A 21,892-nucleotide genomic window follows, 5' to 3' on the forward strand; every position below is an offset into this window, starting at 1 on the left:
TTAATTTAAATACCCCACAATTTAGCTGGGGTATTTTTTTAAAACTAAATAACTTTTTTAAATATATGTAATAATTATTTTAGATTCATTTATTCAATTTGCTCTTTTAATCTAAAAGTATTATTATTTTATTTAACAACTCTATTAAAGCTTAAATACTGAAAATTAATAAAATAATCTATATCTCTTAACTGCTTATAAAGCGATTAAGCCTCATTTAAATTGCAAACAAACTTATGTAGCTTAGCTCAAAGTAAGCCCCTAAATGCTTCTTCTTCTCATTTCAATCATCAAAATATATATAATTAAAAAAAATGCCATATAATTTTTATTTTTATAATACCTTTATATTATTTTATAATAGCATTCATTTATTATAAAACCATTATAACCTTAATATATATGTTCAGTATTTCATCTAAATATACCCATCCAAATGAATATATATTAACCAAATAAACTAAATATATTATTTGTCTTTTTAATAAAAATTAATAAGAATAACCAAGGTCAGAGTTTTGAATAAACTTGTTCAGTAAAACTATAGGCAAAGGATTGATTGTATGCTGACATTACTTGGTGTTGGCATGATTTTGTGCTTCATGTACTTAATCATGTCCAAACGTTTAAGCCCTATTATTGCTTTAATTCTCATCCCGTTTATTTTTTCTCTCATTGCTTGGGGCCTAGGTCATTACTTTGAAAGTTTAAGTCACATTGAACTTAAAGGTCTCAGTGAGATGATGCTGGATGGCATCAAAAAATTAGCGCCAACTGGCGTAATGCTTTTATTCGCAATTTTGTATTTTGCCTTAATGATCGATGCAGGTCTTTTCGACCCACCGGTTAAATGGATTTTGAAAAAAGTTAAAGGCGATCCTTTAAAAATTACTCTAGGAACTGTCTTTTTAACCACTCTCGTTTCTTTAGATGGTGATGGCTCAACCACTTATATGATCTGTGTGGCTGCAATGTTGCCACTTTATCAACGTCTAGGAATGAACACACTCATCATGACTGCGCTTATGCTTTTATGTAGTGGTGTAATGAACCTAACGCCATGGGGTGGTCCTACTGCTCGTGCTGCAAGTGCGTTACAAGTTGATCCAAGCCATATTTTCGTACCAATGATCCTTCCAATGATCATTAGTATTGGTTGGTTATTCTTCTTGGCATATTTATATGGCCGCTATGAGCAAAAACGTTTAGGCGTGATTGAGCTTGAAAGTCATCATGGTGACAATATTACCGTGTCGAAAGATCCTGAAGCGACGCGTCCACATTTACGCAAAGTAAATATGGTACTTACTATTATTCTCATGATTGCATTAATCAAAGGCATTTTGCCAATGTCAGTGCTATTCATGCTAGCGTTCTGTATTGCAATGCTGATTAACTATCCAGATGTTGATATGCAGAAAAAGCGTATCGCAATGCATGCAGATAGTATTTTAGCTGTTGTAGGTTTAATTTTCGCAGCAGGTATTTTCACAGGTATTCTATCTGGTACAGGTATGGTTGAGGCGATGTCTAAAGAATTCGTCGCAATGATTCCTCCAAGCATGGGTCCATATCTTGCACCGATTACCGCTTTAGTCAGTATGCCTTTGACATTCTTTATGTCAAATGATGCATTCTTCTATGGTGTTTTACCAATTCTTGCTGAAGCGGCTTCACATTACGGTATTAGCCCAGAAGCTATTGCTCGTGCATCAATTGTAGGTCAACCAGTACACTTACTATCGCCTCTTGTTCCATCAACTTACTTGTTATGCGGTCTTGCTAAAGTTGACTTTGCAGATCATCAAAAGTTCACATTTAAATGGGCATTTATAACATGTATGGTTTTGATGGGCACCGCATTAGTGATTGGCGTTTTCCCGCTCTTTAGTACACTTTAATTATTCCCCTAAAAATAAAAGCCCCAAACGGGGCTTTTATTTTTATTTATTTATATACTCAATCATGGCGTCTAAGAACGCATGAAAGTGCAAGCTAATATCTTCTTCTAAAATTTTATAGGCATTATCAAATTGCACCATTGGCCAACCTTCTTTCCAAAATGGGAAGATGTCATGTAAGTCATGAGTAACTATTGCATCTTCTCGAACAATCGCTTGTGAAATTTGTGCCAAAACTTGCGCTGTTTCTGCACCATCAATAGCTAAATAATCAATACCACGCGCTTTTAAAATACGAATTCGATCTTTTTTATAGCGAATTTTTTTAGCTTGAGCTGCATTTAAACCTAGTGCAAGAGTAACTGCCTCTACAAACTTTTCTTCAAAATTTGTATTCAGTGCCACTAAAGCCTGTTTATGTGCTTCCTGGCGTCCTGCTTTTCCCCCGTTACGGATGATCTCATTTGCTTCCGTATCTAGCTTATCTTTTTTCATCGACTGTAAAATGTCTAAAATTTCGATATCGCTTAAAGATTCAGGAGATTGCTCAAACATAGGAGTCTCTATACATACAACTAAAGGCGTATTCTCTCATAAAAGCAATACTAAAGCAGAGTAAAATTTTAAATAGCTCATTATCTTGACTATTTTTATAGTCCTAACTTCATCGACTACACTCATAAAATCAAATAATTCTTTGGTTATAATTTTAATTATTTGCCAAATTAATTTTACCCTGATAATATTATTTTACCCAGATAAAAATATATGGCTAAAATGAATACTAAAATCACCTATACTGCCTTCACTGGAAGCACGCTTATTGCGAGTGACTCCCTTATTGAACTTGCAAAAAAACTCAAAGATCTTCCGAAAACAACGGAAAATATTCTGATTTTTAATGATCAAACAGGTCAACAAATTGATCTTGATCTTTCTGGTTCGGAACAGGAAATTCAACAACGTTATGCTGAACCAGAAGAAATTAAAAAAGTTGGACGACCTAAACTCGGAGTAATTTCTCGTGAAATCACTTTACAGAAAAAACATTGGGATTGGTTAGATCAACAAAGTGCGAGTGCATCAGCAGTAATTCGTAAGTTAATTGATAAAGAGTTAAATAACTCAAATTCTGAAGGTAATATTATGCTCGCTAAACAAGCCATCGACCGTTTTATGTCTGCCATGTTGGGCAATATGCCAAATTACGAAGAAGCAACACGTGCCTTATATCAAGGTGATCGAGATATATTTTTAAAGATGATTCAGAACTATCCTAAAGATATAAAAGAGCATCTGATTCAAAAAACCCAAAATATTTTTTAATTTTTTGATTATTCCAGCTTCTTGATAAGCGGAACAATCAGACATAATCTATAAATCATCTTCATCATTTATTGAAGATGTCATTTTCATATCAAGATTTTTATAATCAACCCCCTGCAAACAACTTAGACATCTCTCTTTCAATTCATCAATCATTTGCTGTTGCTTTACCTCTCCTCCATCAAAGCTAGATAAAGCATCAATCTCATCAAAACATGCGATTACATATTTTAGATCGTTAGAAATTATTGTAGATTTTAAAAGTTCATTAGAAAAGCTCGACCTTGCTAAAGACCATATTCCAGCTTCAGGAGAAAGAATTCCCTGTTTCATTCCCTCTAAAACTCCCAAAGCTAGTGAAGCGATATAGAATTCAGCATTTTTATTAAGGGTTTCAAGTTTCATATATTAGAGATGTAGTTATATAAAAATATAGAGTATACACAATACAAAAAAACCCGCTTACGCGGGTTTTTTCAAAATCAATTCAGTCTATTAAAGACGAACTAATTCCACAACTTTTTCAGCTGCCTCTTCAACGGTTTCAGCAGTAACTTCTGTATCTGTACCATCCACAGCCGTAGTAATAACTACAACACCTGTCTCACGCAATAAAGTAATTTGATCAGCAGTTAAGTTGGCTTTTGCAATCGCAACTACACCTTGTTGGATCAATAAACTTTCTAAAACTTGAGCTTTCTCGATTAACTGTGCAGAAATCCCAATCACCGCTGGCTTTTGGCCCAAACGTGCAGCACGATCTTCAGCTGTTACAGGATTGCTATGTGCAGTCCATTCAACAGCAGCCTCAACCATACCTGCACCAACAGTTACGTTGCTTAAGCGGTCAATGAAGATGAATGAACCTGTATAACGAGAATCTTGATATTGATCAAACACAACTGGCGCATCGAACTCAACTACAACATCTGCAATTGCATTTAACTCAAGCTCTTCCACATGAGTATGTTCAAGTGTATTCACATTCACTCGATAGTGAATATTAGTGACTTTAGCAGGAACAGTCTGGGTACCAATCTTAACGTTGTATAACTTACCTTTCACGAGCGGATGTTCATTCATCCACACCACTGAAGCACGAACACTACGTGAAATTAACGGTTGCTCGCCAGCACGTACCAAAACGTTACCACGGCTAATATCAATTTCATCATTCAGGGTCAATGTAACCGCTTGACCCGCTACAGCCTGCTCAAGGTTTCCATCAAAAGTAACGATTTCTTTAACTGTTGAACGCTTACCTGATGGCAGTGCAACAATCTCATCACCAACATTGATTTCACCTAAAGCAACAGTACCCGCAAAACCACGGAAATCAAGGTTTGGACGATTTACATACTGAACAGGGAAACGGAATTCGTGTTTGTTTGATTCACGACTAATTTCCACCGACTCAAGAATGCTCATCAAGGTTTGACCCTTGTACCACGGCGTATGAGCTGACGGATTCACAACATTATCGCCATTTAAGGCAGAGATTGGTACAAACTGAATATTGGCTGGACGACGATCACCTAATTGGCTTACGAAAGCATCATATTCAATCTGAATTTCAGTGAAACGCTCAGGTGAATATTCAACCAAGTCCATCTTATTGATTGCAACAACAATATTTTTAATACCAAGCAAACTTGCAATAAACGTATGGCGACGAGTTTGAGTTTGTACACCATAACGTGCATCGATCAGGATGATTGCCAAGTCCGCAGTTGACGCACCTGTTGCCATGTTGCGTGTATATTGCTCATGCCCTGGAGTATCCGCAATAATAAACTTACGCTTTTCTGTTGAGAAATAACGGTATGCTACGTCAATGGTAATACCTTGTTCACGTTCTGCTTGAAGGCCATCTACTAGTAACGCCAAGTCTGGTGCATCACCCGTAGTTCCTACTTTTTTACTGTCTCGCGTTACAGCTTGCAATTGATCTTCATAAATCAATTTTGAATCGTAGAGTAAACGTCCAATAAGCGTACTTTTACCATCGTCTACGTTACCGCAAGTCAAAAAGCGTAGAAGGTCTTTTTGTTCATGTTGCTTTAAATAGGCCAAGATATCTTGACTGATTAATTCTGATTGATGAGACATTGCTCAAACTCCACAAATTTAGAAATTGTCTTAGAAATAGCCTTCTTGCTTTTTCTTTTCCATTGAGCCCGCTTCATCATGGTCAATCATACGACCTTGACGCTCAGAACTCGTGGCTAAAAGCATCTCTTGGATAATTTCAGGTAACGTATCTGCTTCAGACTCAACTGCACCAGTTAACGGGTAACAGCCAAGCGTACGGAAACGTACAGACTTCATCTGTGGAACTTCACCCTCTTTTAGACGCATACGCTCATCATCAACCATGATTAACGTACCGCTACGCTCTACTACTGGACGAACAGCAGAGAAATAAAGAGGAACGATTTGAATATTTTCTAAATAGATATATTGCCAGATATCCAACTCAGTCCAGTTAGATAAAGGGAATACACGAATACTTTCACCTTTGTTCACTTTACCATTGTAAAGATTCCAAAGTTCAGGGCGTTGGTTTTTCGGGTCCCAACGGTGTTTGCTATCGCGGAATGAGTAAACACGCTCTTTTGCACGTGATTTTTCTTCATCACGACGTGCACCACCAAAAGCAGCATCAAATTGATATTTATCCAAAGCCTGTTTTAAAGCTTGGGTTTTCATAATATCGGTATATTTTGAACTACCATGATCAAATGGGTTGATCCCAGCTTCACGGCCTTCTTTGTTCTGATGAACAATTAAGTCAAAACCATGAGTTTTTGCCATGTTATCGCGAAACGCGATCATGTCTTTAAATTTCCAACCCGTATCTACATGTAATAATGGGAATGGAAGTTTAGCTGGATAAAATGCTTTTAACGCAAGATGAAGCATAACAGCCGAGTCTTTACCAATTGAGTAAAGCATGACTGGGTTTTCGAATTCTGCAGCAACTTCACGGATGATATGAATGCTTTCCGCTTCAAGCTGTTTGAGATGTGTGAGTCTTGATTCAGTCATGAACACGTCCTTCTCTATCCATTTTGCCCATAAAATCTAGAAGTAGTATTAAACCACCACCTAGAAGACCATGTGGAGGAACGAGTGCCATAACAACTCCAATTTTTCGTGATAGATAATCCAACCACAAGCCTTTATATGGCTTATAGCATTAGTTATGCATTATAGTGATTTAAAACCGATTCCTTTTGCTTGTTTTTTCATATTGATATTCGATTTAATCATATACATGTAATATGCTGATTCACTTGCATAACTTTGTAATCCTAGCTTGTGTAACCAACTTAAGCAAATCATGTTCTAGTCTTTAGTTTTCTTTAAAAGCCATAAAAAAGAGAAGCATTAATCGCTTCTCTTTTCTAAAACATGATCTAATCTTAGAAACCAAACATTTTACGTTCTAATGGAATTTCAACACCAATAGATGCACCTGCATCATTACCCTCAAGATCCGAATCACTTACCCATCCATTAATTTTTAATGGAAGATCAGGTTTGATGAAATGCGTCCACGTTAAATCAAGTGCTTTAATTTCATCATCTTTAGGGAATGCTTTATTGATTGCCAAGTTAGATTGGTTAACTTTAACCACCATAGCGCGACCACTTAAACGGTTCATGACATCAAAGCGGATATCGCCACCCACCGAATACATTTGCCCGTCACCACCCATCGCATGACCTAACGAGAAACCATGTTGATAATAGCCATCTGTATATTGGTGGTGATTATATGAAATCCCTCTTGCATCACCATTTGTACGTGTATCTGCCCATTCAGCATAGAGTTGATAAGGCATATTATTAACTATTGAAGAATAATCTGCTCCAGCCAAATACATTTTTTTAGATGGTAAACCACCCGCCTCATCTTCCCCTACATATTGCCCGTAAACACTGACTGGGATATTAAACAACGGTTGTAATTGTAAACGAGCATCAAAACCTGCTAACTGATTAGATGCATTATCTTCGCCTACACAACTACTTTCAGTACAACCATTATCTTTACCGATAATCGCATTCCAATAGGCTTTAAAACTATTTGGCTGACCATCTCCACCAATTTGAATCGCTCTAGAAGCACCAAGTTCTAAAGCAGGAAATGGTTGTGCAGTTAAACGCATCCCAATTAATTTTGCATTATGTATTTTATAATCATCTAATTGACCAGCAAAAGCTTGATATTGCCAAGGTCCAATCCAAGACAACCATTTTGTCTCAAAAGCATTTTGCACAGCACGTTGTGCAGTTACCCCATAAACTGGTCGACTTGCATCACCACGAATTAAGCTACCATCATGTCCAGGTCCCCACCATGTTGGAATTTGACCTGCAACTACCCATTGATTCCAAAGTTTACCAGCGACATATGAACCCTCAACATTGACATCTTGACCATTATCAATTTGTGGGTCTTTTTCTGCATTTACTCGGATTTTAGCGTCCCAGTTTTCACCGCCAGCATTAAACTCTAATGAACCTTGGTACTGTGATTTTTGGTTATCGCCAAATGCTTGTGGAATATTTTTAATATCAGATTCAGCAAAAGCACCCACTTTAACTGTATTGTTATCTGCTTTTAACGCATTAAGTACTGAATTAATAACTTTTTGTTGAGCTGGATGCGTCACTTTTGCTTGAGAAAGTGCTCTTTGAATTTCATCACCACTTAACGGCCAAGTTGAAGTGCTAATACTGATAACACCTTGTTGATTTAACCAGTTTAAGTCGGTACGTAAGTCTTCATTATTTAGCACTAAACCTTGTGCAAAAATAGCGGATGAAGCAGTTGCCAATATTGCAATTGAAAGTGTTTTTCTTAGAAACATGCCAGCCAATTCTCAAAGTTATTTATGAGCAACACCTTAAATTTTTTATCACAACTTTGCAATTGTTAAACTGTGCAATTACATTTTTTAACGCTATCTTAAGATTAGTATAATTAGGTAAGTTTCTAGATATAAAAAGTAATAAAAAAGGCAGTATAAATACTGCCTTTTTGCATCTTAGAAGATTAACCTTCTTTACGGCGCATATGCGGGAATAAAATTACATCACGAATACTTGGTGCGTCAGCAAATAACATAACCAAACGGTCAATACCAATACCTTCACCTGCTGTTGGAGGTAAACCATATTCAAGTGCTTCAACAAACTCTGCATCGTAATGCATTGCTTCATCATCACCAGCGTCTTTTTCAGCAACTTGCGCTTGGAAACGCTCAGCTTGATCGATTGGGTCATTTAACTCGCTGAAGCCATTTGCTAACTCACGACCACCGATGAAGAATTCAAAACGATCTGTAACGTGTGGATTGTCATCATTACGACGCGCCAATGGAGAAGTTTCCGCTGGGTAATCAGTAATAAATGTTGGCTGACGAAGTTTAGTTTCAACAGTTTCTTCAAATACGATTGTTTGAAGCTTACCTAAACCAAAACCTGGCTTAACCTCTTCTTTCAACTCTTCACGAATAAATTTTGCAAGAAACTCGCGATCACCTACATTTTCAGGTGTGAACTGCGGATTATTCTCTAAGATCGCATCGAACATAGAGATTTTCTTGAATGGTCCTTTGAAGCTAAATACTTCACCTTGGTAAGGAACATCAGTTGTACCTAGAATATCCAAAGCCAACTTTTCAAGCATATTTTCAGTCAATGCCATTAGGTCTTTATAATCAGCATATGCCTGATAAAACTCGATCATCGTGAATTCAGGGTTGTGACGTGTTGACACCCCTTCATTACGGAAGTTACGGTTGATTTCAAACACACGCTCAAAACCACCCACAACTAAACGCTTCAAATAAAGTTCAGGCGCAATACGTAAGAATAAAGGCATATCCAAAGCATTGTGATGTGTTTCGAATGGACGTGCAGAAGCACCACCTGGAATCACATGCATCATTGGCGTTTCAACTTCCATGAAACGCTCATTGTTTAAGAATGCTCGAATACCTGCAACAACTTTGGCACGGATTTCAAAAGTCTTACGTGTTTCTTCATTCACAATTAAGTCAAGGTAGCGTTTACGGTACTTAACTTCTGTGTCATTTAAGCCATGAAATTTATCTGGTAACGGACGAAGAGATTTTGTAAGAAGTTCAAAACCTTCAAGATGAACATATAAGTCACCTTTGCCTGAACGTCCGATATAACCTTCGGCAGCAATAATGTCACCGAGATCTAAACCTTTAATGGTTTCAAGAATATCTTTTGGTAAGCCTTTACGGTCAACATATAACTGAATACGACCTGTCATGTCTTGAATCACCATGAAAGAACCACGGTTTAACATGACACGGCCGGCCACTTTTACATAGACATGCTCAGCGCTTTCAATTTGTTCTTTCGACTGATCTTTAAATTGTTCTTGTAGATCAGCTGCGTAATGTTCACGCTTAAAAGTATTTGGCCAAGGACTCTTTCCAGTTTCCTTTGCAACATCTTGGATTTGCTTTAATTTGGCATGACGCTGTGCAATTAAATCGTTTTCGGAAATAGTTGGTTCAGAAGTCGATTGAGCGTTTTGTTGCGTCATCTCTGCCTCGATTAAGTAAAAATGAAGTGGCATAGCTTAACAGATTGCAGGAGTTTTTCGAATGATTTCAATCAAACAAAAATGAAAAAAGACAATTTATGGAAACGAGCCGTACTTTTTAAAGGCAAAATGACTTAGACCAATCGCTAAGATCATTTTTTAAAGCTTTTAGTAAAATATAAAAAAATCCAAATAACCTCGATATTCAAAGGCCCTTTTTGCCTTTTATTTTATCAATGAGATTGTGTCGTAAATAATGAAAATTCTATTTTTACATGGCTTGGATTCTTCTCGTGAATCGACAAAGTTCCACGCCATTTTACATCCTGAAAAATTTTGTATTGACGTTGATTATCGTAACCTAAGTTATGCGTCTGTTGAGTACTTCTATCATCAGGCTATTCAGACGATTAAACCAGATTTACTGGTTGGTCACAGCCTTGGAGGATATTGGGCCTTAAAAACTGCCGCTCAACATAAATTAGCTGTGATTGTGGCAAATCCAAGTCTTACGCCTAGTTTTCGACCTGATTATCCTCAGCTTTCCGAAGAGGAACTTACCCTCTCTAATCCTAAAATGGCTTATTTAGAATTAGGAGATGAGCAACTTGATATGTATCAGGTTCAAGAAACACTTGCACCCTACATGAATATTGAAACCTTTGAAGGCGGACATCATCGTTTGGCCTACCCTTCTCGTATCAATGATTTGATTATGAAAATTTATAAAAAATATTTGGCTTAAATTGATGCCGATTGCCTATTTTTCTTCTGCTAATTTCTTAATCACCTCAAAACCTTGAACGAAGCCACTTTTCAACATACCCATATATTCAGGTAAGGTGGCTAATTCAACTTTTAAAGTAGTTACATTATCGTATTGGCTTAAAAAATATTTTTCTAGAGAACCACTCCAGCCTTTAACTTCTTCACTTTCTAAATCTTCCTTACCATCCTTAATCATTCCTAAATGTTTAAAAATCAAGATTTCCGGCTTTTTCAATTCTTCAATGGTGGAAACCATGCCATTGCCTTCACCATCTAGGAAATAAGTTTTGCCACCGATTTGCCAATCGGTACGCATTGAGGAATCTGGAGCAAAAAATTTTGTCCAAGCATTATATGTCTCGTTATTCCAAAGTAATTCCCATACTTTTTCTATAGGTGCCTCAATTTCTACTTCGTATACTAAATTTTCCATACTTAACTTCCCTGATTTATTCCGTTCTTATACTGCCGAATTTTAATTTTCGCGTTTAATGATGACATCTGTTGAATCTTTATTTGTTGTTATTTAGCTTTCTTATTATATAAATGTTTTAAATGAGCAGAAACTTTTTATCTCTTAATAATTTCACAAACAAGATTAAGTTTAAAATTAACGTTAAGAATGTATTAGTTATTATTAATTTATGCTCAAGTTTTGCCTAAAAAACCACTTATTTGTCCTAACCTGCCATTCATCTTTGCTTACGAATGATTAAACTCCGTTATTTGCTTTACATTAAATGTAGAACTGCGTAAAAATTTGATATCCGATCAAAGGCACATTGGTTATTATTGACCGGATCGTGGTTACATTATTAATAGATGGAATAGTTTTACTGAAAGGCAGCTTTGAGCAAACTTATCAGTGCGGAGAGTCTCATGAAAAAATATCAATGTATCGTTTGTGGATGGATTTACGATGAAGCAGAGGGTTGGCCACAAGACGGCATTGCAGCTGGAACAAAATGGGAAGATATCCCTGATGACTGGACTTGCCCTGATTGCGGCGTTTCAAAAGCTGACTTCGAAATGATCGAAATCTAATGATTTAAAGCAAAAGGCCATGATTGACATGGTCTTTTTTACGAATATTCCCAATCACCGTATTAAATAAACAATTCTAACTCTGGAGAGAAAAATGCATCCTATCGTCATTATCGGATCAGGCATGGCAGGTTATACCTTAGCACGTGAGTTTCGTAAGCTTAGCCCAGAGCAAGAACTTGTGATGATTTGTGCGGATGATGCAGTGAATTATGCAAAACCAACATTATCAAATGCATTTGCAGGTAAAAAAGCACCTGAACAGATTGCTTTAGGTGATGCTGCTAAAATGGGTACCCAACTCAATATGCGTATTGAGCCTTTCACTTTTGTAAAAGAAATTTTAGCTGAACGTCATGAGCTTGTTCTTGAAAAAGACGGGGTAATTTCGAATCAACCCTATTCAAAACTGATTTTAGCTGTTGGTGCTAACCCAATTCGTCTTGCAATTGCAGGCGATGGCAGCGATGACATTCATGTAGTGAACTCACTCATTGACTATCGTGCTTTCCGTGAAAATCTAGCTCAACGTAAAGACAAACGTGTTGTTATTTTAGGTGCTGGTTTAATTGGTTGTGAATTCGCCAATGACTTACTTCACAGTGAATATGACATTACTGTCATTGATTTGGCACCTCAACCATTAGGTCGCTTATTGCCAGGTCATATTGCTTCTGCATTCCAGCAAAATCTCGAAGAGGCTGGTGTTAAATTTGCATTAGGCACAACCGTTGAAAAAGTTAGTAAAATTAATAATGGCGAAGATTATGCGATTACACTCGCAAACGGCCAAACTTTGGTAGCCGACATCGTTCTTTCAGCGATTGGTTTACAGCCAAATATTTCACTTGCTAAAAGTGCAGATATTCAAACAAGCCGTGGAATTATTACCAATAGTTTACTTGAAACAAATCAAGCCGATATTTATGCGATTGGCGATTGCGCTGAAGTAAATGGCACGCTACTTCCGTATGTAATGCCGATTATGCAGCAAGCTCGTGCTCTTGCAAAAACCCTCAGCGGACAACAAACTGCCGTGCACTATCCTGCTATGCCAGTTGCAGTAAAAACTCCTGCAGCTCCACTTACAGTGTTACCAGCTCCAATGGATGTAGAAGTGAACTGGGAAACAGAAGAGTTCGACGATGGTATGCTTGCTAAAGCAATTGACAATGAAGGAACATTGCGTGGTTTCGTATTGTTAGGTGCAACAGCAGGTAAACAACGCTTAACTTTAACAAAGCTTGTTCCAGATCTTATTCCAGCCCAAGCATAAGGTTTGAATCAGGAATACTCTTTTGTGAGTATTCCTTTAAGGAATGAATAACATGAATAGTGCCTTACAGTTTAACATTTCGCCGTACACATCCTTCATGCAAGAAACCAAGGTCAACTTAGGCAATGGTATTGAGCTACATGTAGAAGTAGGTGGAAAACCGGAACATCCAACCATTTTGCTGATTATGGGTCTTGGCGCTCAAATGCTTTTCTGGCCGGATTTCTTCTGTAAATCACTCATTGATCAAGGTTTTCGTGTTATTCGTTTTGATAACCGTGATATTGGCCTTTCTTCAAAAGTACGTCATGAAGGTAAACGGCTAAATACGGTTAAATTGATGGGTCGCTTTGCGCTCGGACTAAGTAATCAAGGTGCCCCTTATACTCTGCATGATATGGCAGATGACGTATCAATGCTCATTGACCGCTTAGGCGTGGCTAAGACACATGTCATTGGTGCATCAATGGGCGGGATGATCGCTCAAATTCTTGCAGCAAAATATCCTGAAAAGGTTGAGAAATTAGGGCTCATGTTTACAAGTAATAATCAGCCTTTTTTACCCCCTCCTTTTCCGAAACAGCTTTTGAGTTTAATTGGCAAACCTGAGTCACGTGACGAAGAAGGTATTGTTAATCACAGTTTAAAACTATTTCAATTGATTGGTTCACCTGGTTACGTCAACCAGATTGAAGCAATGCAAACTGCACGCAAACTTTATCAACGTAGCTATTATCCTGCTGGTGTACTTCAACAGTTTTTAGCAATATTATGTACAGGCTCCTTACTTCAACTGGACCGTGAAATTAAGCAACCCGCGTTAGTCTTACATGGCTCTCGTGATCGCTTACTTCCACCTAGTCATGGTAAGGCTGTAGCAAAAGCAATTTCCGGTGCTAAGTTTGAATTAATTGATGGAATGGGGCATGATATCCCTGCACATTTTATTCCTCAGCTTAGCGGTTTATTTGCGCATCATTTTAAATCATCATACTAGGACACTATGGCTGCATTACCCTCACTAAGACAGCTATCATATTTAGTTACGTTGTCGGAAACTTTGCATTTTACTGAAGCAGCACGCCGCTCTTTTGTCACGCAATCGACGTTATCAGGCGGCATCATGGAGCTTGAACGATTGTTAGGTGGCGTTCTGGTAGAGCGTGACCGTCAGAATGTGCGTTTAACACCATTGGGTGAACAAGTTGTTGCTCGTGCCCGTGTATTACTAGCAGATGCTCAAGATTTAATGCGTTTGAGCCGTGAAATGAGTGAACCGTTAACAGGTGATTTGCATTTGGGCGTTATCCCAACCATTGCACCTTTTATCCTGACACGGTTACTTGATGAAGTGCATCAGCAGTTACCTAAAATTCAGTTGCATCTGCATGAAGCTCAAAGTGAAAAAATTGTAGAGCGTCTAGAACACGGTAATCTAGACATGATTGTTCTTGCTCTACCGTTTGATACTAGAGGCCTAAAAGTCGCTGAAATCTCGAAAGAAAATTTGTACCTTGTATGTAGTAAGCAAGATACAAATGCTTTGCAAGCAAACTCACTAGATGATCTTGATTTATCGAGATTAATTTTGCTTGAAGAAGGCCACTGTTTACGTGACCACGTTTTAAGTGCATGCCCTATCGGTGAACGTAAAAACGACAACCGTTTAAAAGCAAGCTCTTTACCAACTTTAGTTGAAATGGTTTCTTCTGATTTAGGTTTTACCCTTTTACCAGAAATTGCAATTGATAACAGTATGATCAAGTTTAATGATCAAATTACTGCAAAACCAATTGAAGATGCCCCGAGTCGCACTTTAGCGCTAGTCACTCGTAAAAGTACGCCGCTACAAAGTGAATTCGACGTGTTACTGCAAATTATGCAGAAAATCACGACAAACCTACATGAATAAAAAAAGGAGTCTTCGGACTCCTTTTTATTTTATTGAGGTGTAAGGGATGCCCACTTAAACACCCAAGCAGATTGCATATTCAAACTATTATCAGCAATAATTTTTTCTCTAATAATTTGTGCGATAGCATAGTCGTTGGCTGGATCTATCATGACTCGTATTCCTTTAGTGGTTGAACTAGTTACGACCTTATAGCCTTTTGCCTCAAGCTGTGACTGAATCTTATTTGCTTTATTTTGATTAGCTGCTAGTGCAACCTGTACCATCCACTTTTTTTCACCATTTTCTAAAATTTCTTTAGCAATCGCAGCATCAAGTTGTTTTTTATTTTCAGAATTTTTCTTTTCTTCTTTTGTGTGAACTTCCTCATTTTTCTTTTGCGCTAAAAACTCATCTTGTTTTTGTTTTCTTTTTTGAATAATTATTGTTTTATTCCTTACCTCACTCTTTTTAGTTTTATCATTGGAAACGGGCGCAAAATAAGGATATATCGCTTGATCATCAAACCTTTGAAATACGATGATATCCCCATAACACTTCTGATCTGCGTAGGCCGCCACTGGCATTATCCCCAAAAGTATTCTAATAAGTAAATTTCTAATAAAGCATTGCATCTTATTCATTTACCGAAGTTAAGTATATTTAATGCGGCGTATTAAAGTAGATTTCACATGATTTGTATATTTATAAAATTCAATGTTTTATGAAAATAATCACATATTTTAAAAACATCTTGCTGTGCTTCAAATTATTATCGTTTACCCAACAACCATTTAGAAAAACTAATTAAATTATTTTGAATTTCAGTGAATTAAAAAAGCCGACATTTTGTCGGCTTTTTTAATTAAATTTAAAACTTATTATTTAATCATTTCTAATAGTGCTCTTTGAGCATTATGCAATTTTTCACCCTCTGCTGGCTCAGCACGCACCCACGTACCATCTGACTGTAACAACCAAGCTTGCTGGTTATCTTGCAAATAGTTCACTAGGCCTTGTTGATAAATACGCTTTTTCAATGCAGGATCTTCCACAGGGAAACATGCTTCAACACGGTTAAATAAATTACGATCCATCCAGTCTGCGCTTGAGCAGTAAATACGTGCATCACCATTATTGCTGAAGTAATAAACGCGAGTATGTTCAAGGAAACGTCCTACAATTGAACGTACACGAATATTTTCTGATAAGTTAGGCAAACCTGGACGTAAACAGCAAATAGAACGAATAATCAGATCAATCTGAACACCCGCTTGAGATGCTTCATATAATTTATTGATCAATTGAACTTCCGTTAAAGCATTCACTTTCACAATAATTTGAGCTTTACGCCCTGCCTTAGCATTGGCAATTTCTTCATCAATAAAGTTGATGAGCTGAGCATGTAAGGTAAATGGTGCATGTAATAGCTTTTTCAATTTCGCCATTTTGCCCATACCTGTTAGTTCTTGGAAGATACGATGCACGTCTTCACAGAGATCTTTATCGGTCGTCATGAGACCATAATCGGTATAAATTCGAGCATTCATTGCATGGTAGTTACCAGTGCCTAAATGAACGTAACGCACAAGTTTGTTATTTTCACGGCGTACCACCATAATCATTTTGGCGTGAGTTTTATAACCAACAATACCGTAAACAACCACAGCCCCTGCTTCTTGTAAAACGTTAGCCACTTCAATATTTGATTCTTCATCAAAGCGGGCACGTAATTCAATAACCGCGGTCACTTCTTTTCCATTACGCGCAGCTTCCGCCAAAATCTGTACAATTTCAGAGTCAGCACCACTACGGTAAAGCGTCTGCTTAATTGCCAATACTTGTGGATCGCGAGCAGCTTCACGAAGTAGCTGAATCACGGGAGCGAAAGATTCAAACGGATGATGAAGCAAAATATCTTGCTTCTGCATTGCAGAGAAAATGCTCTCGGTCTTTTTAAACACTTTAGGTACAACCGGCGTATGTGAGTCATAACGCAAATGAGGGCGTTTAAAATTTGAAACCAGACGAGCCAAGTTTACAGGGCCATCAACTTTGTATAATTGCTCATCGGTTAAATCAAATTCTTCTAATAAGTACTCGTAAATATGCTGCGGACAGTTATGAGTTACTTCTAAGCGAACAGCACGGCCAAAACGTCGAGAACTTAATTCACCTTTTAAAGCTTTTGCTAAATCTTCAACATCTTCATTTAATGCCAAGTCTGCATTACGTGTAACACGGAATTGATAGCATCCCGTTGCTGTCATTCCAGGGAATAAATCGGACACATGTTCATGAATAATTGCAGATAGCATGACGTGATGTTCTTTACCACCTGTTAACTCATCTGGCAGTCGTACAACGCGAGGTAATGAACGTGGGGCTGGAACCACAGCTAAATCAATTTGACGGCCAAAAGCATCTTTACCTTCTAAGGTAATAATAAAGTTTAAGCTCTTATTGACGAGACGTGGGAACGGATGCGCTGGATCTAAGCTAATTGGGGTTAATACAGGTGCAACTTGTTCTTGAAAATACTTCTTAATCCAAGCTGATTGCGCTGGTGTTAGTTCACCACGACGGAGGAAGCAAATGTCTTCTTCACGTAACTTAGGTAAGATTTCTTCATTTAAAATACGATATTGACGTTCAATCGCAGCGTGAGCAGTTTCAGAGATTTTTTGTAAGACTTGTCTTGGCGTCAAACCATCAGGGCTACGACTCTCATTGCCCAGAGAAAATTGCTCCATCACCCCTGCAACACGAATTTCGAAAAACTCGTCTAGATTACGTGAAAAAATGAGCAAGAAATTCATTCGCTCAAGTAATGGATGTAAAGGGTCTACCGCTTGCTCCAATACACGCAAATGGAAGTCAAGAATAGACAATTCACGATTTATATAACGGTCATTATAACTATATTCTGTTGGGGTCGTTGGTGTAATCGCTGTATTCATGTCTAACTCAATTCTCTATCCAGCCAAAATCTCTATAAAACAGTATGCTGCAAAAATATGACAATTTGGTAAAAACTAAAAAATTTACACATCTTTAAAACATCATTATTCAGGAATCTGGGTACTATTCATATAACGTAGGATAACGCGTTTTCTATATTGTAGTTTACGATCGTTGCGGTGATCTTGATAATATTTCGGATCAGGCAATAATGCGGCCAAAAAAGCAGCTTGTTCGCGCGTTAAGCTTCTCGCACTTTTACCATAATAATATTGTGCGGCTGCTTCTACACCATATCGATTTTTGCCAAATTCAACAGAGTTCATATACACCTCAAGAATTCGGCGTTTTGACCACATCCGCTCCATCATCCAAGTTGCGATAGTTTCTTGGCCTTTACGAATAAACGAACGCTTATTGTATAAAAACAAGTTCTTTGCCAATTGTTGAGACACAGTAGAACCACCAGCAACTACTTCGCCTTCTTCATTATTCCGCTCTAGAGCAAAACGAATGCCATCCCAGTCAAAACCATGGTGATGAATAAATTTTGCATCTTCCCCAGCTAAAATCGCATGCTTGAAATTGTCGCTAATATCATCATAGTCAAGCCATTCATGAATAATCGGCTCTGAGGTATCTGACCAATAATCAATTCGCATAAACATGGTGGTATCAACTTCATGTGTACGCCACCAAACTAAACTTGAGAAAATCCAAAGCTGAATAAGGAGAATTGCCCCTATAAAAATTAACAACACGCGAACAATAAAAGCTTTCATGTTCGTCCTGATCTCCTGTATTCAACTTTTTTCATGTTAAGCTGTTAAGCATGTTCATATATAACAAAAGCATAGCATGACTCAATATCAGCCTCCGCACATTAATCGTAAACTCAATGTACAAACTTGGTGGCTGACCGCCTTATTGATCTTGATTAACGTAGGTTTGTTTGTTTGGCAAATTGCAACTGGTGTCGATATTAGCGACCCAGCCATGAAAGATGCTATTCATTGGGGTGCAGATTTTACACCACTTACTTTTACTGGGCAGCCTGAACGCTTATTTACCAGCATGTTTTTTCATTTTGGTCTTGTTCACCTCATGCTTAACATGTGGGCCCTCTATATTTTCGGTAATGTTGCAGAGTCTCTATTTGGTCGCTTCTATTTTATAAGCCTTTATTTACTTGCTGGCTTATTTGGTAGCCTTCTTAGTAGCTATATGACCATTCAAAATGGGCATGAATTACTGCAACATTTCGATCAAAGTTTACTTCCTCATGTCAGTGCAGGTGCTTCGGGTGCCGTGATGGGATTAGGTGCTGCGTTAACAGTACTTTCTCTATTTCCCCCGCTGCCGCATCAAGCCTACATACTCGATAAAAAAGCTTTATTAATGGTTATGGCCATCAACCTTATTTTTGGTTTTGTCGCAACTGGTATTAATAATGCCGCGCATATTGGCGGCATGATTATTGGAGCATTTCTTGCACTGATGTGGTACTTAAGCTATGTCAGCAAGTTAAAAACTATACTTAAAATTTTAGGTTTATTAGGAGCAGTAATCATTACAGGTGGTTTTTATATGTACTGTGTACAAATCAACTCACCGTTACTTCCACTATGGCATGAAATCATCATCCAGAACCCTGACATTATTCCTTAAACTACAATTGGTTTAATTCTCTTAAACTCTGTAAAGGCGGTAAATTACAGAGATAACCTAGTCGATAACGACCAATCAAGGCACAAACCAGCATCATGCCAAGAGGTAAAATCAGCCATATTTCAATATGCCACTGTATTGCCATATTCATTTTATAGCTTGCGATCGCACTAATCACTTCTGCAAAACAGCAGGCAACTATGCCTGCTAGCAGACCTAAGAAACCAATCTCAAAACTGAGCATTTGCTTCATTTTATTTTTAGATAAACCAAATGAGCGCAGTAAAGCAACCTCACGGCGTCGCTCGTCCATTAACAGGTTTAAACATGCAATCAGTACCAATATTCCAGAAAAACCGACTAACGCTGCCAGTACAGTTACTATTTTGACCAAAACATTCATTAAGCGTTTTACTTCATCTAAAATCCGGTCAACATCAATAAATACTGTATTTGAGAACTGCTGAATAATAGTGATCATTTTAGGTTGATCTTGCTTAGGCACATAGAAACTACCTAAATAACTTCCAGCATTTTCGTCTAAGGTTTTAGGTGAAAAAATAAAGAAAAAGTTAGGGCTAAAACTTTCCCACTCGACACTCCGGAAATTCACAACTTTGGCTTGTAGTGTACCTTCAGGCAGGCTAAAGGTAAGCTTGTCTCCAATTTGGATTCCCAAACTTTCGGCAGTTTTACTTTCGACTGAAACTTGTCCTATGCCATTAAACTGGGCTTGACCATTTGTAATGACATTGTCATTTGGTAGTAAATCTGATTGAGTCAAATTCAGTTCACGGCGTAAAGAATTATTTTGCTTTATAGCCTCTTCTGAAAAAGGTACATCATTTTTAGCTAGTAATCGGCCACGAATATTGGGGTATAACGGGGTGCTTTGCCAACCATGTTGCTTTAACTGTTGCTCAAAGGCTTTTAAATCAAATGGAGGCAATCCATAAACAAATTGATTCGGTGTTCCTTCCGGAAGTTGTTGTTGCCAACGCTCTAATAAATCTGTTCTTAATACGCTGAGTACTGTAATGAGGCTTAATCCTAAAGCCAATGCAGTAATTTGTAAGGCGCTTTGCGATGGCGAACGAATATAAAAAGACAAACGATTTTTCAGCTTTTTTAAACTGCGAAGCAATAGCCAAACAACAGTGTAAAGCAAAATACAAAGAACAATAATTGCTGCTAAAACCAGAATGCTGAGCATTAAGTTTTCACTCAACACCAAACTAAAAACAACTAGGCTAGTGATTCCTGCAAAAAACATGAAGAATAAAGATTTGCGAGATTTGGCTTGCTCCCGAATAACACGAATTGGAGGTGTATTTAAAAGCTCCCAAATGCTTGGCAAAATAAAACCAAGCAGCACAATCACGCTGGTAAAAATCGCAATTGGTAAAGGCCCGATTAAAAGAGGTACAACCGAAAAACTTAACTCTAATTGAGGGATCAATTGCAGCATAAGTTGCAGCAGACCAAACCCCATGATTAAACCTAATAGGCTTCCTAGCACAATTGAAATCGCACTGACAATACAAAGCAATCCAATATATGCCCACAAGATTTGGAACTTACTGGCGCCTAAGCATCTAATAAGTGCAATGTGATCTTGGTTTTGTTGAACATATCTTTGACTCGTTAAAGCGATGGCAATACCACACAATAAAATCGTTAAAATATTGGCCAATTGCAAAAAGGTATCTAAATTTTCAAGCGGACGTAATAACCTACTGTTCGATTCACTTGCATCACGTAAACGCAAGCCAGCCGTTTCATCTACATCTTTAGAAGGTTGATGCTGTTGCTTAAATTGCTTTGAAAATGACTGAACCTGTTCAGAGCTACCTGCCATTAATAAACGATAGTCAATTCTGCTCCCTATCTGAATCGCATGAGTCTTAGCAATATCGGCTTGATGAATAATAACGGTTGGCGAAAAGCCCGAAAAACCGAGTTCCTGATTTGAATCACGCACAATCACGCCACTAAAACGGAAGGTACCATCAGCAATAGAAACAGTATCTCCTAGCCTTACTTTAAGTAAATCGGCTGCTCTTTGACTTAGCCAAACTTCACCAGATTGAATCGCTTTATCACTTGGTTCAATTTCCAACTGTCCTCTGAGTGGAAATAAAGGCTCAATTGCCTTTACATTCACCATGACAAACTGATCTTGGGTATGAGCCATCGAGCTAAATATAGTGACATTAGTTTGCTTTAAACTAAGCTGCTCAGCTTTCTTTTTCCACTGCTGTTCGATAGGCTCGTTATTCGACAGAACCAAATCCGCACCCAGCATTTGTGAAGCTTGCAGACTGACTGCATTTTTAACTTGGTCGTTACTAAATTTCAGGGCAGTTGTTGCACTGATCGCAAGCGATAGAGCAATAATGAGTAGATATAATCCACCCGTACGAAAACTTTGTAGCAAAAGTGGTTTGAGAAGATTACGCATA

At 37.8% G+C, this 21,892-nt stretch carries 20 protein-coding genes and 1 pseudogene; 9 read left to right on the top strand and 12 right to left on the bottom strand.

Annotation, left to right across the window (positions count from 1 at the left end; all coding sequences use genetic code 11):
• The first annotated feature begins 563 nt into the window (after positions 1–563).
• Positions 564–1,901 carry a CitMHS family transporter gene (locus J536_RS13765; RefSeq protein WP_002117607.1) on the top strand — a complete coding sequence of 446 codons (1,338 nt, stop codon included), beginning with the start codon at positions 564–566 and terminating at the stop codon, positions 1,899–1,901.
• Positions 1,902–1,943: 42 nt separating this feature from the next.
• Here the strand turns inward: J536_RS13765 and J536_RS13770 are convergent, their stop codons facing one another.
• On the bottom strand, positions 1,944–2,456 hold the full coding sequence (locus tag J536_RS13770; protein ID WP_002117749.1) for a hypothetical protein: 513 nt from the start codon (positions 2,454–2,456) through the stop codon (positions 1,944–1,946).
• A gap of 213 nt (positions 2,457–2,669) precedes the next feature.
• Here J536_RS13770 and J536_RS13775 point away from each other — a divergent pair, with 213 nt between their 5' ends.
• Positions 2,670–3,227: a DUF2239 family protein gene (locus J536_RS13775; RefSeq protein WP_080776927.1), complete on the top strand. Its 558-nt coding sequence runs from the start codon at positions 2,670–2,672 to the stop codon at positions 3,225–3,227.
• A gap of 48 nt (positions 3,228–3,275) precedes the next feature.
• On the opposite strand, the gene J536_RS0104505 is transcribed toward J536_RS13775, so the two are convergent.
• The 6 genes from J536_RS0104505 to lysS form a co-directional block, all read right to left on the bottom strand.
• Positions 3,276–3,632: a hypothetical protein gene (locus tag J536_RS0104505; RefSeq protein WP_032056837.1), complete on the bottom strand. Its 357-nt coding sequence runs from the start codon at positions 3,630–3,632 to the stop codon at positions 3,276–3,278.
• A 90-nt stretch (positions 3,633–3,722) separates the two neighbouring features.
• The gene (gene cysN / locus J536_RS13780) at positions 3,723–5,336 is read right to left on the bottom strand and encodes a sulfate adenylyltransferase subunit CysN (RefSeq protein ID WP_032056838.1); all 1,614 of its coding nucleotides are present in this window, start codon (positions 5,334–5,336) and stop codon (positions 3,723–3,725) included.
• A gap of 30 nt (positions 5,337–5,366) precedes the next feature.
• Positions 5,367–6,275: a sulfate adenylyltransferase subunit CysD gene (gene cysD, locus J536_RS13785; protein ID WP_000140408.1), complete on the bottom strand. Its 909-nt coding sequence runs from the start codon at positions 6,273–6,275 to the stop codon at positions 5,367–5,369.
• A complete protein-coding gene (locus J536_RS25170) occupies positions 6,268–6,399 on the bottom strand; it encodes a hypothetical protein (protein WP_002117520.1) in 132 nt (43 codons plus the stop codon). The genes cysD and J536_RS25170 overlap by 8 nt, the downstream gene beginning before the upstream one ends.
• Before the next feature lie 253 nt (positions 6,400–6,652).
• Positions 6,653–8,107: a capsule assembly Wzi family protein gene (locus J536_RS13790; protein ID WP_002117621.1), complete on the bottom strand. Its 1,455-nt coding sequence runs from the start codon at positions 8,105–8,107 to the stop codon at positions 6,653–6,655.
• Between the two features lie 185 nt (positions 8,108–8,292).
• Positions 8,293–9,822 (bottom strand): lysine--tRNA ligase, encoded by a 1,530-nt coding sequence (lysS, locus tag J536_RS13795; protein ID WP_002117806.1) that lies wholly within the window; start codon positions 9,820–9,822, stop codon positions 8,293–8,295.
• A 256-nt stretch (positions 9,823–10,078) separates the two neighbouring features.
• Between lysS and J536_RS13800 the strand changes: the two genes are divergently transcribed.
• Positions 10,079–10,567, top strand: coding sequence for a YqiA/YcfP family alpha/beta fold hydrolase (locus J536_RS13800; RefSeq protein WP_014206073.1), 489 nt, complete (start codon positions 10,079–10,081; stop codon positions 10,565–10,567).
• Positions 10,568–10,582: 15 nt separating this feature from the next.
• Here J536_RS13800 and J536_RS13805 read toward each other — a convergent pair whose 3' ends face one another.
• Positions 10,583–11,023: an SRPBCC family protein gene (locus tag J536_RS13805; protein ID WP_032063135.1), complete on the bottom strand. Its 441-nt coding sequence runs from the start codon at positions 11,021–11,023 to the stop codon at positions 10,583–10,585.
• A 446-nt stretch (positions 11,024–11,469) separates the two neighbouring features.
• Here J536_RS13805 and rubA point away from each other — a divergent pair, with 446 nt between their 5' ends.
• From rubA to oxyR, 4 genes are all read left to right on the top strand, one after another.
• Positions 11,470–11,634, top strand: a complete 165-nt coding sequence (gene rubA / locus J536_RS13810) for a rubredoxin RubA (protein WP_000760495.1) — start codon at positions 11,470–11,472, stop codon at positions 11,632–11,634.
• Positions 11,635–11,728: 94 nt separating this feature from the next.
• Complete coding sequence (gene rubB / locus J536_RS13815; RefSeq protein ID WP_032056841.1) at positions 11,729–12,910, top strand: rubredoxin reductase RubB; 1,182 nt, start codon at positions 11,729–11,731, stop codon at positions 12,908–12,910.
• Between the two features lie 52 nt (positions 12,911–12,962).
• Positions 12,963–13,907, top strand: a complete 945-nt coding sequence (gene estB / locus J536_RS13820; protein ID WP_032056843.1) for an esterase EstB — start codon at positions 12,963–12,965, stop codon at positions 13,905–13,907.
• A 6-nt stretch (positions 13,908–13,913) separates the two neighbouring features.
• Entirely contained in the window at positions 13,914–14,822 is a 909-nt protein-coding gene (gene oxyR / locus J536_RS13825; RefSeq protein ID WP_005070616.1) for a LysR family transcriptional regulator OxyR, read from the top strand.
• A 29-nt stretch (positions 14,823–14,851) separates the two neighbouring features.
• On the opposite strand, the gene J536_RS13830 is transcribed toward oxyR, so the two are convergent.
• Positions 14,852–15,436, bottom strand: coding sequence for an SPOR domain-containing protein (locus J536_RS13830; protein ID WP_032056844.1), 585 nt, complete (start codon positions 15,434–15,436; stop codon positions 14,852–14,854).
• A 57-nt stretch (positions 15,437–15,493) separates the two neighbouring features.
• Between J536_RS13830 and J536_RS25175 the strand changes: the two are divergent.
• A pseudogene (locus J536_RS25175) lies at positions 15,494–15,622 on the top strand (hypothetical protein).
• Positions 15,623–15,682: 60 nt separating this feature from the next.
• Here the strand turns inward: J536_RS25175 and ppk1 are convergent.
• A complete protein-coding gene (ppk1, locus tag J536_RS13835) occupies positions 15,683–17,761 on the bottom strand; it encodes a polyphosphate kinase 1 (RefSeq protein WP_002117516.1) in 2,079 nt (692 codons plus the stop codon).
• Between the two features lie 105 nt (positions 17,762–17,866).
• Entirely contained in the window at positions 17,867–18,544 is a 678-nt protein-coding gene (gene mtgA / locus J536_RS13840; RefSeq protein ID WP_002117784.1) for a monofunctional biosynthetic peptidoglycan transglycosylase, read from the bottom strand.
• A 76-nt stretch (positions 18,545–18,620) separates the two neighbouring features.
• Between mtgA and J536_RS13845 the strand changes: the two genes are divergently transcribed.
• Positions 18,621–19,430, top strand: coding sequence for a rhomboid family intramembrane serine protease (locus tag J536_RS13845; RefSeq protein ID WP_032056846.1), 810 nt, complete (start codon positions 18,621–18,623; stop codon positions 19,428–19,430).
• Position 19,431: 1 nt separating this feature from the next.
• Here the strand turns inward: J536_RS13845 and J536_RS13850 are convergent, their stop codons facing one another.
• The gene (locus tag J536_RS13850) at positions 19,432–21,891 is read right to left on the bottom strand and encodes an ABC transporter permease (RefSeq protein WP_032063137.1); all 2,460 of its coding nucleotides are present in this window, start codon (positions 21,889–21,891) and stop codon (positions 19,432–19,434) included.
• Position 21,892: the final 1 nt, after the last annotated feature.

The sequence above is a fragment of the Acinetobacter sp. 809848 genome (assembly GCF_000581275.1).
GTDB lineage: Bacteria > Pseudomonadota > Gammaproteobacteria > Pseudomonadales > Moraxellaceae > Acinetobacter > Acinetobacter pittii.

Coding starts and splice junctions, on each gene's coding strand:
- J536_RS13765 (WP_002117607.1), top strand. CDS start 564: ATGCTGACATTACTTGGTGTTGGCATGATTTTGTGCTTCATGTACTTA.
- J536_RS13770 (WP_002117749.1), bottom strand. CDS start 2,456: ATGTTTGAGCAATCTCCTGAATCTTTAAGCGATATCGAAATTTTAGAC.
- J536_RS13775 (WP_080776927.1), top strand. CDS start 2,670: ATGGCTAAAATGAATACTAAAATCACCTATACTGCCTTCACTGGAAGC.
- J536_RS0104505 (WP_032056837.1), bottom strand. CDS start 3,632: ATGAAACTTGAAACCCTTAATAAAAATGCTGAATTCTATATCGCTTCA.
- cysN (WP_032056838.1), bottom strand. CDS start 5,336: ATGTCTCATCAATCAGAATTAATCAGTCAAGATATCTTGGCCTATTTA.
- cysD (WP_000140408.1), bottom strand. CDS start 6,275: ATGACTGAATCAAGACTCACACATCTCAAACAGCTTGAAGCGGAAAGC.
- J536_RS13790 (WP_002117621.1), bottom strand. CDS start 8,107: ATGTTTCTAAGAAAAACACTTTCAATTGCAATATTGGCAACTGCTTCA.
- lysS (WP_002117806.1), bottom strand. CDS start 9,822: ATGACGCAACAAAACGCTCAATCGACTTCTGAACCAACTATTTCCGAA.
- J536_RS13800 (WP_014206073.1), top strand. CDS start 10,079: ATGAAAATTCTATTTTTACATGGCTTGGATTCTTCTCGTGAATCGACA.
- J536_RS13805 (WP_032063135.1), bottom strand. CDS start 11,023: ATGGAAAATTTAGTATACGAAGTAGAAATTGAGGCACCTATAGAAAAA.
- rubA (WP_000760495.1), top strand. CDS start 11,470: ATGAAAAAATATCAATGTATCGTTTGTGGATGGATTTACGATGAAGCA.
- rubB (WP_032056841.1), top strand. CDS start 11,729: ATGCATCCTATCGTCATTATCGGATCAGGCATGGCAGGTTATACCTTA.
- estB (WP_032056843.1), top strand. CDS start 12,963: ATGAATAGTGCCTTACAGTTTAACATTTCGCCGTACACATCCTTCATG.
- oxyR (WP_005070616.1), top strand. CDS start 13,914: ATGGCTGCATTACCCTCACTAAGACAGCTATCATATTTAGTTACGTTG.
- J536_RS13830 (WP_032056844.1), bottom strand. CDS start 15,436: ATGCAATGCTTTATTAGAAATTTACTTATTAGAATACTTTTGGGGATA.
- ppk1 (WP_002117516.1), bottom strand. CDS start 17,761: ATGAATACAGCGATTACACCAACGACCCCAACAGAATATAGTTATAAT.
- mtgA (WP_002117784.1), bottom strand. CDS start 18,544: ATGAAAGCTTTTATTGTTCGCGTGTTGTTAATTTTTATAGGGGCAATT.
- J536_RS13845 (WP_032056846.1), top strand. CDS start 18,621: ATGACTCAATATCAGCCTCCGCACATTAATCGTAAACTCAATGTACAA.
- J536_RS13850 (WP_032063137.1), bottom strand. CDS start 21,891: ATGCGTAATCTTCTCAAACCACTTTTGCTACAAAGTTTTCGTACGGGT.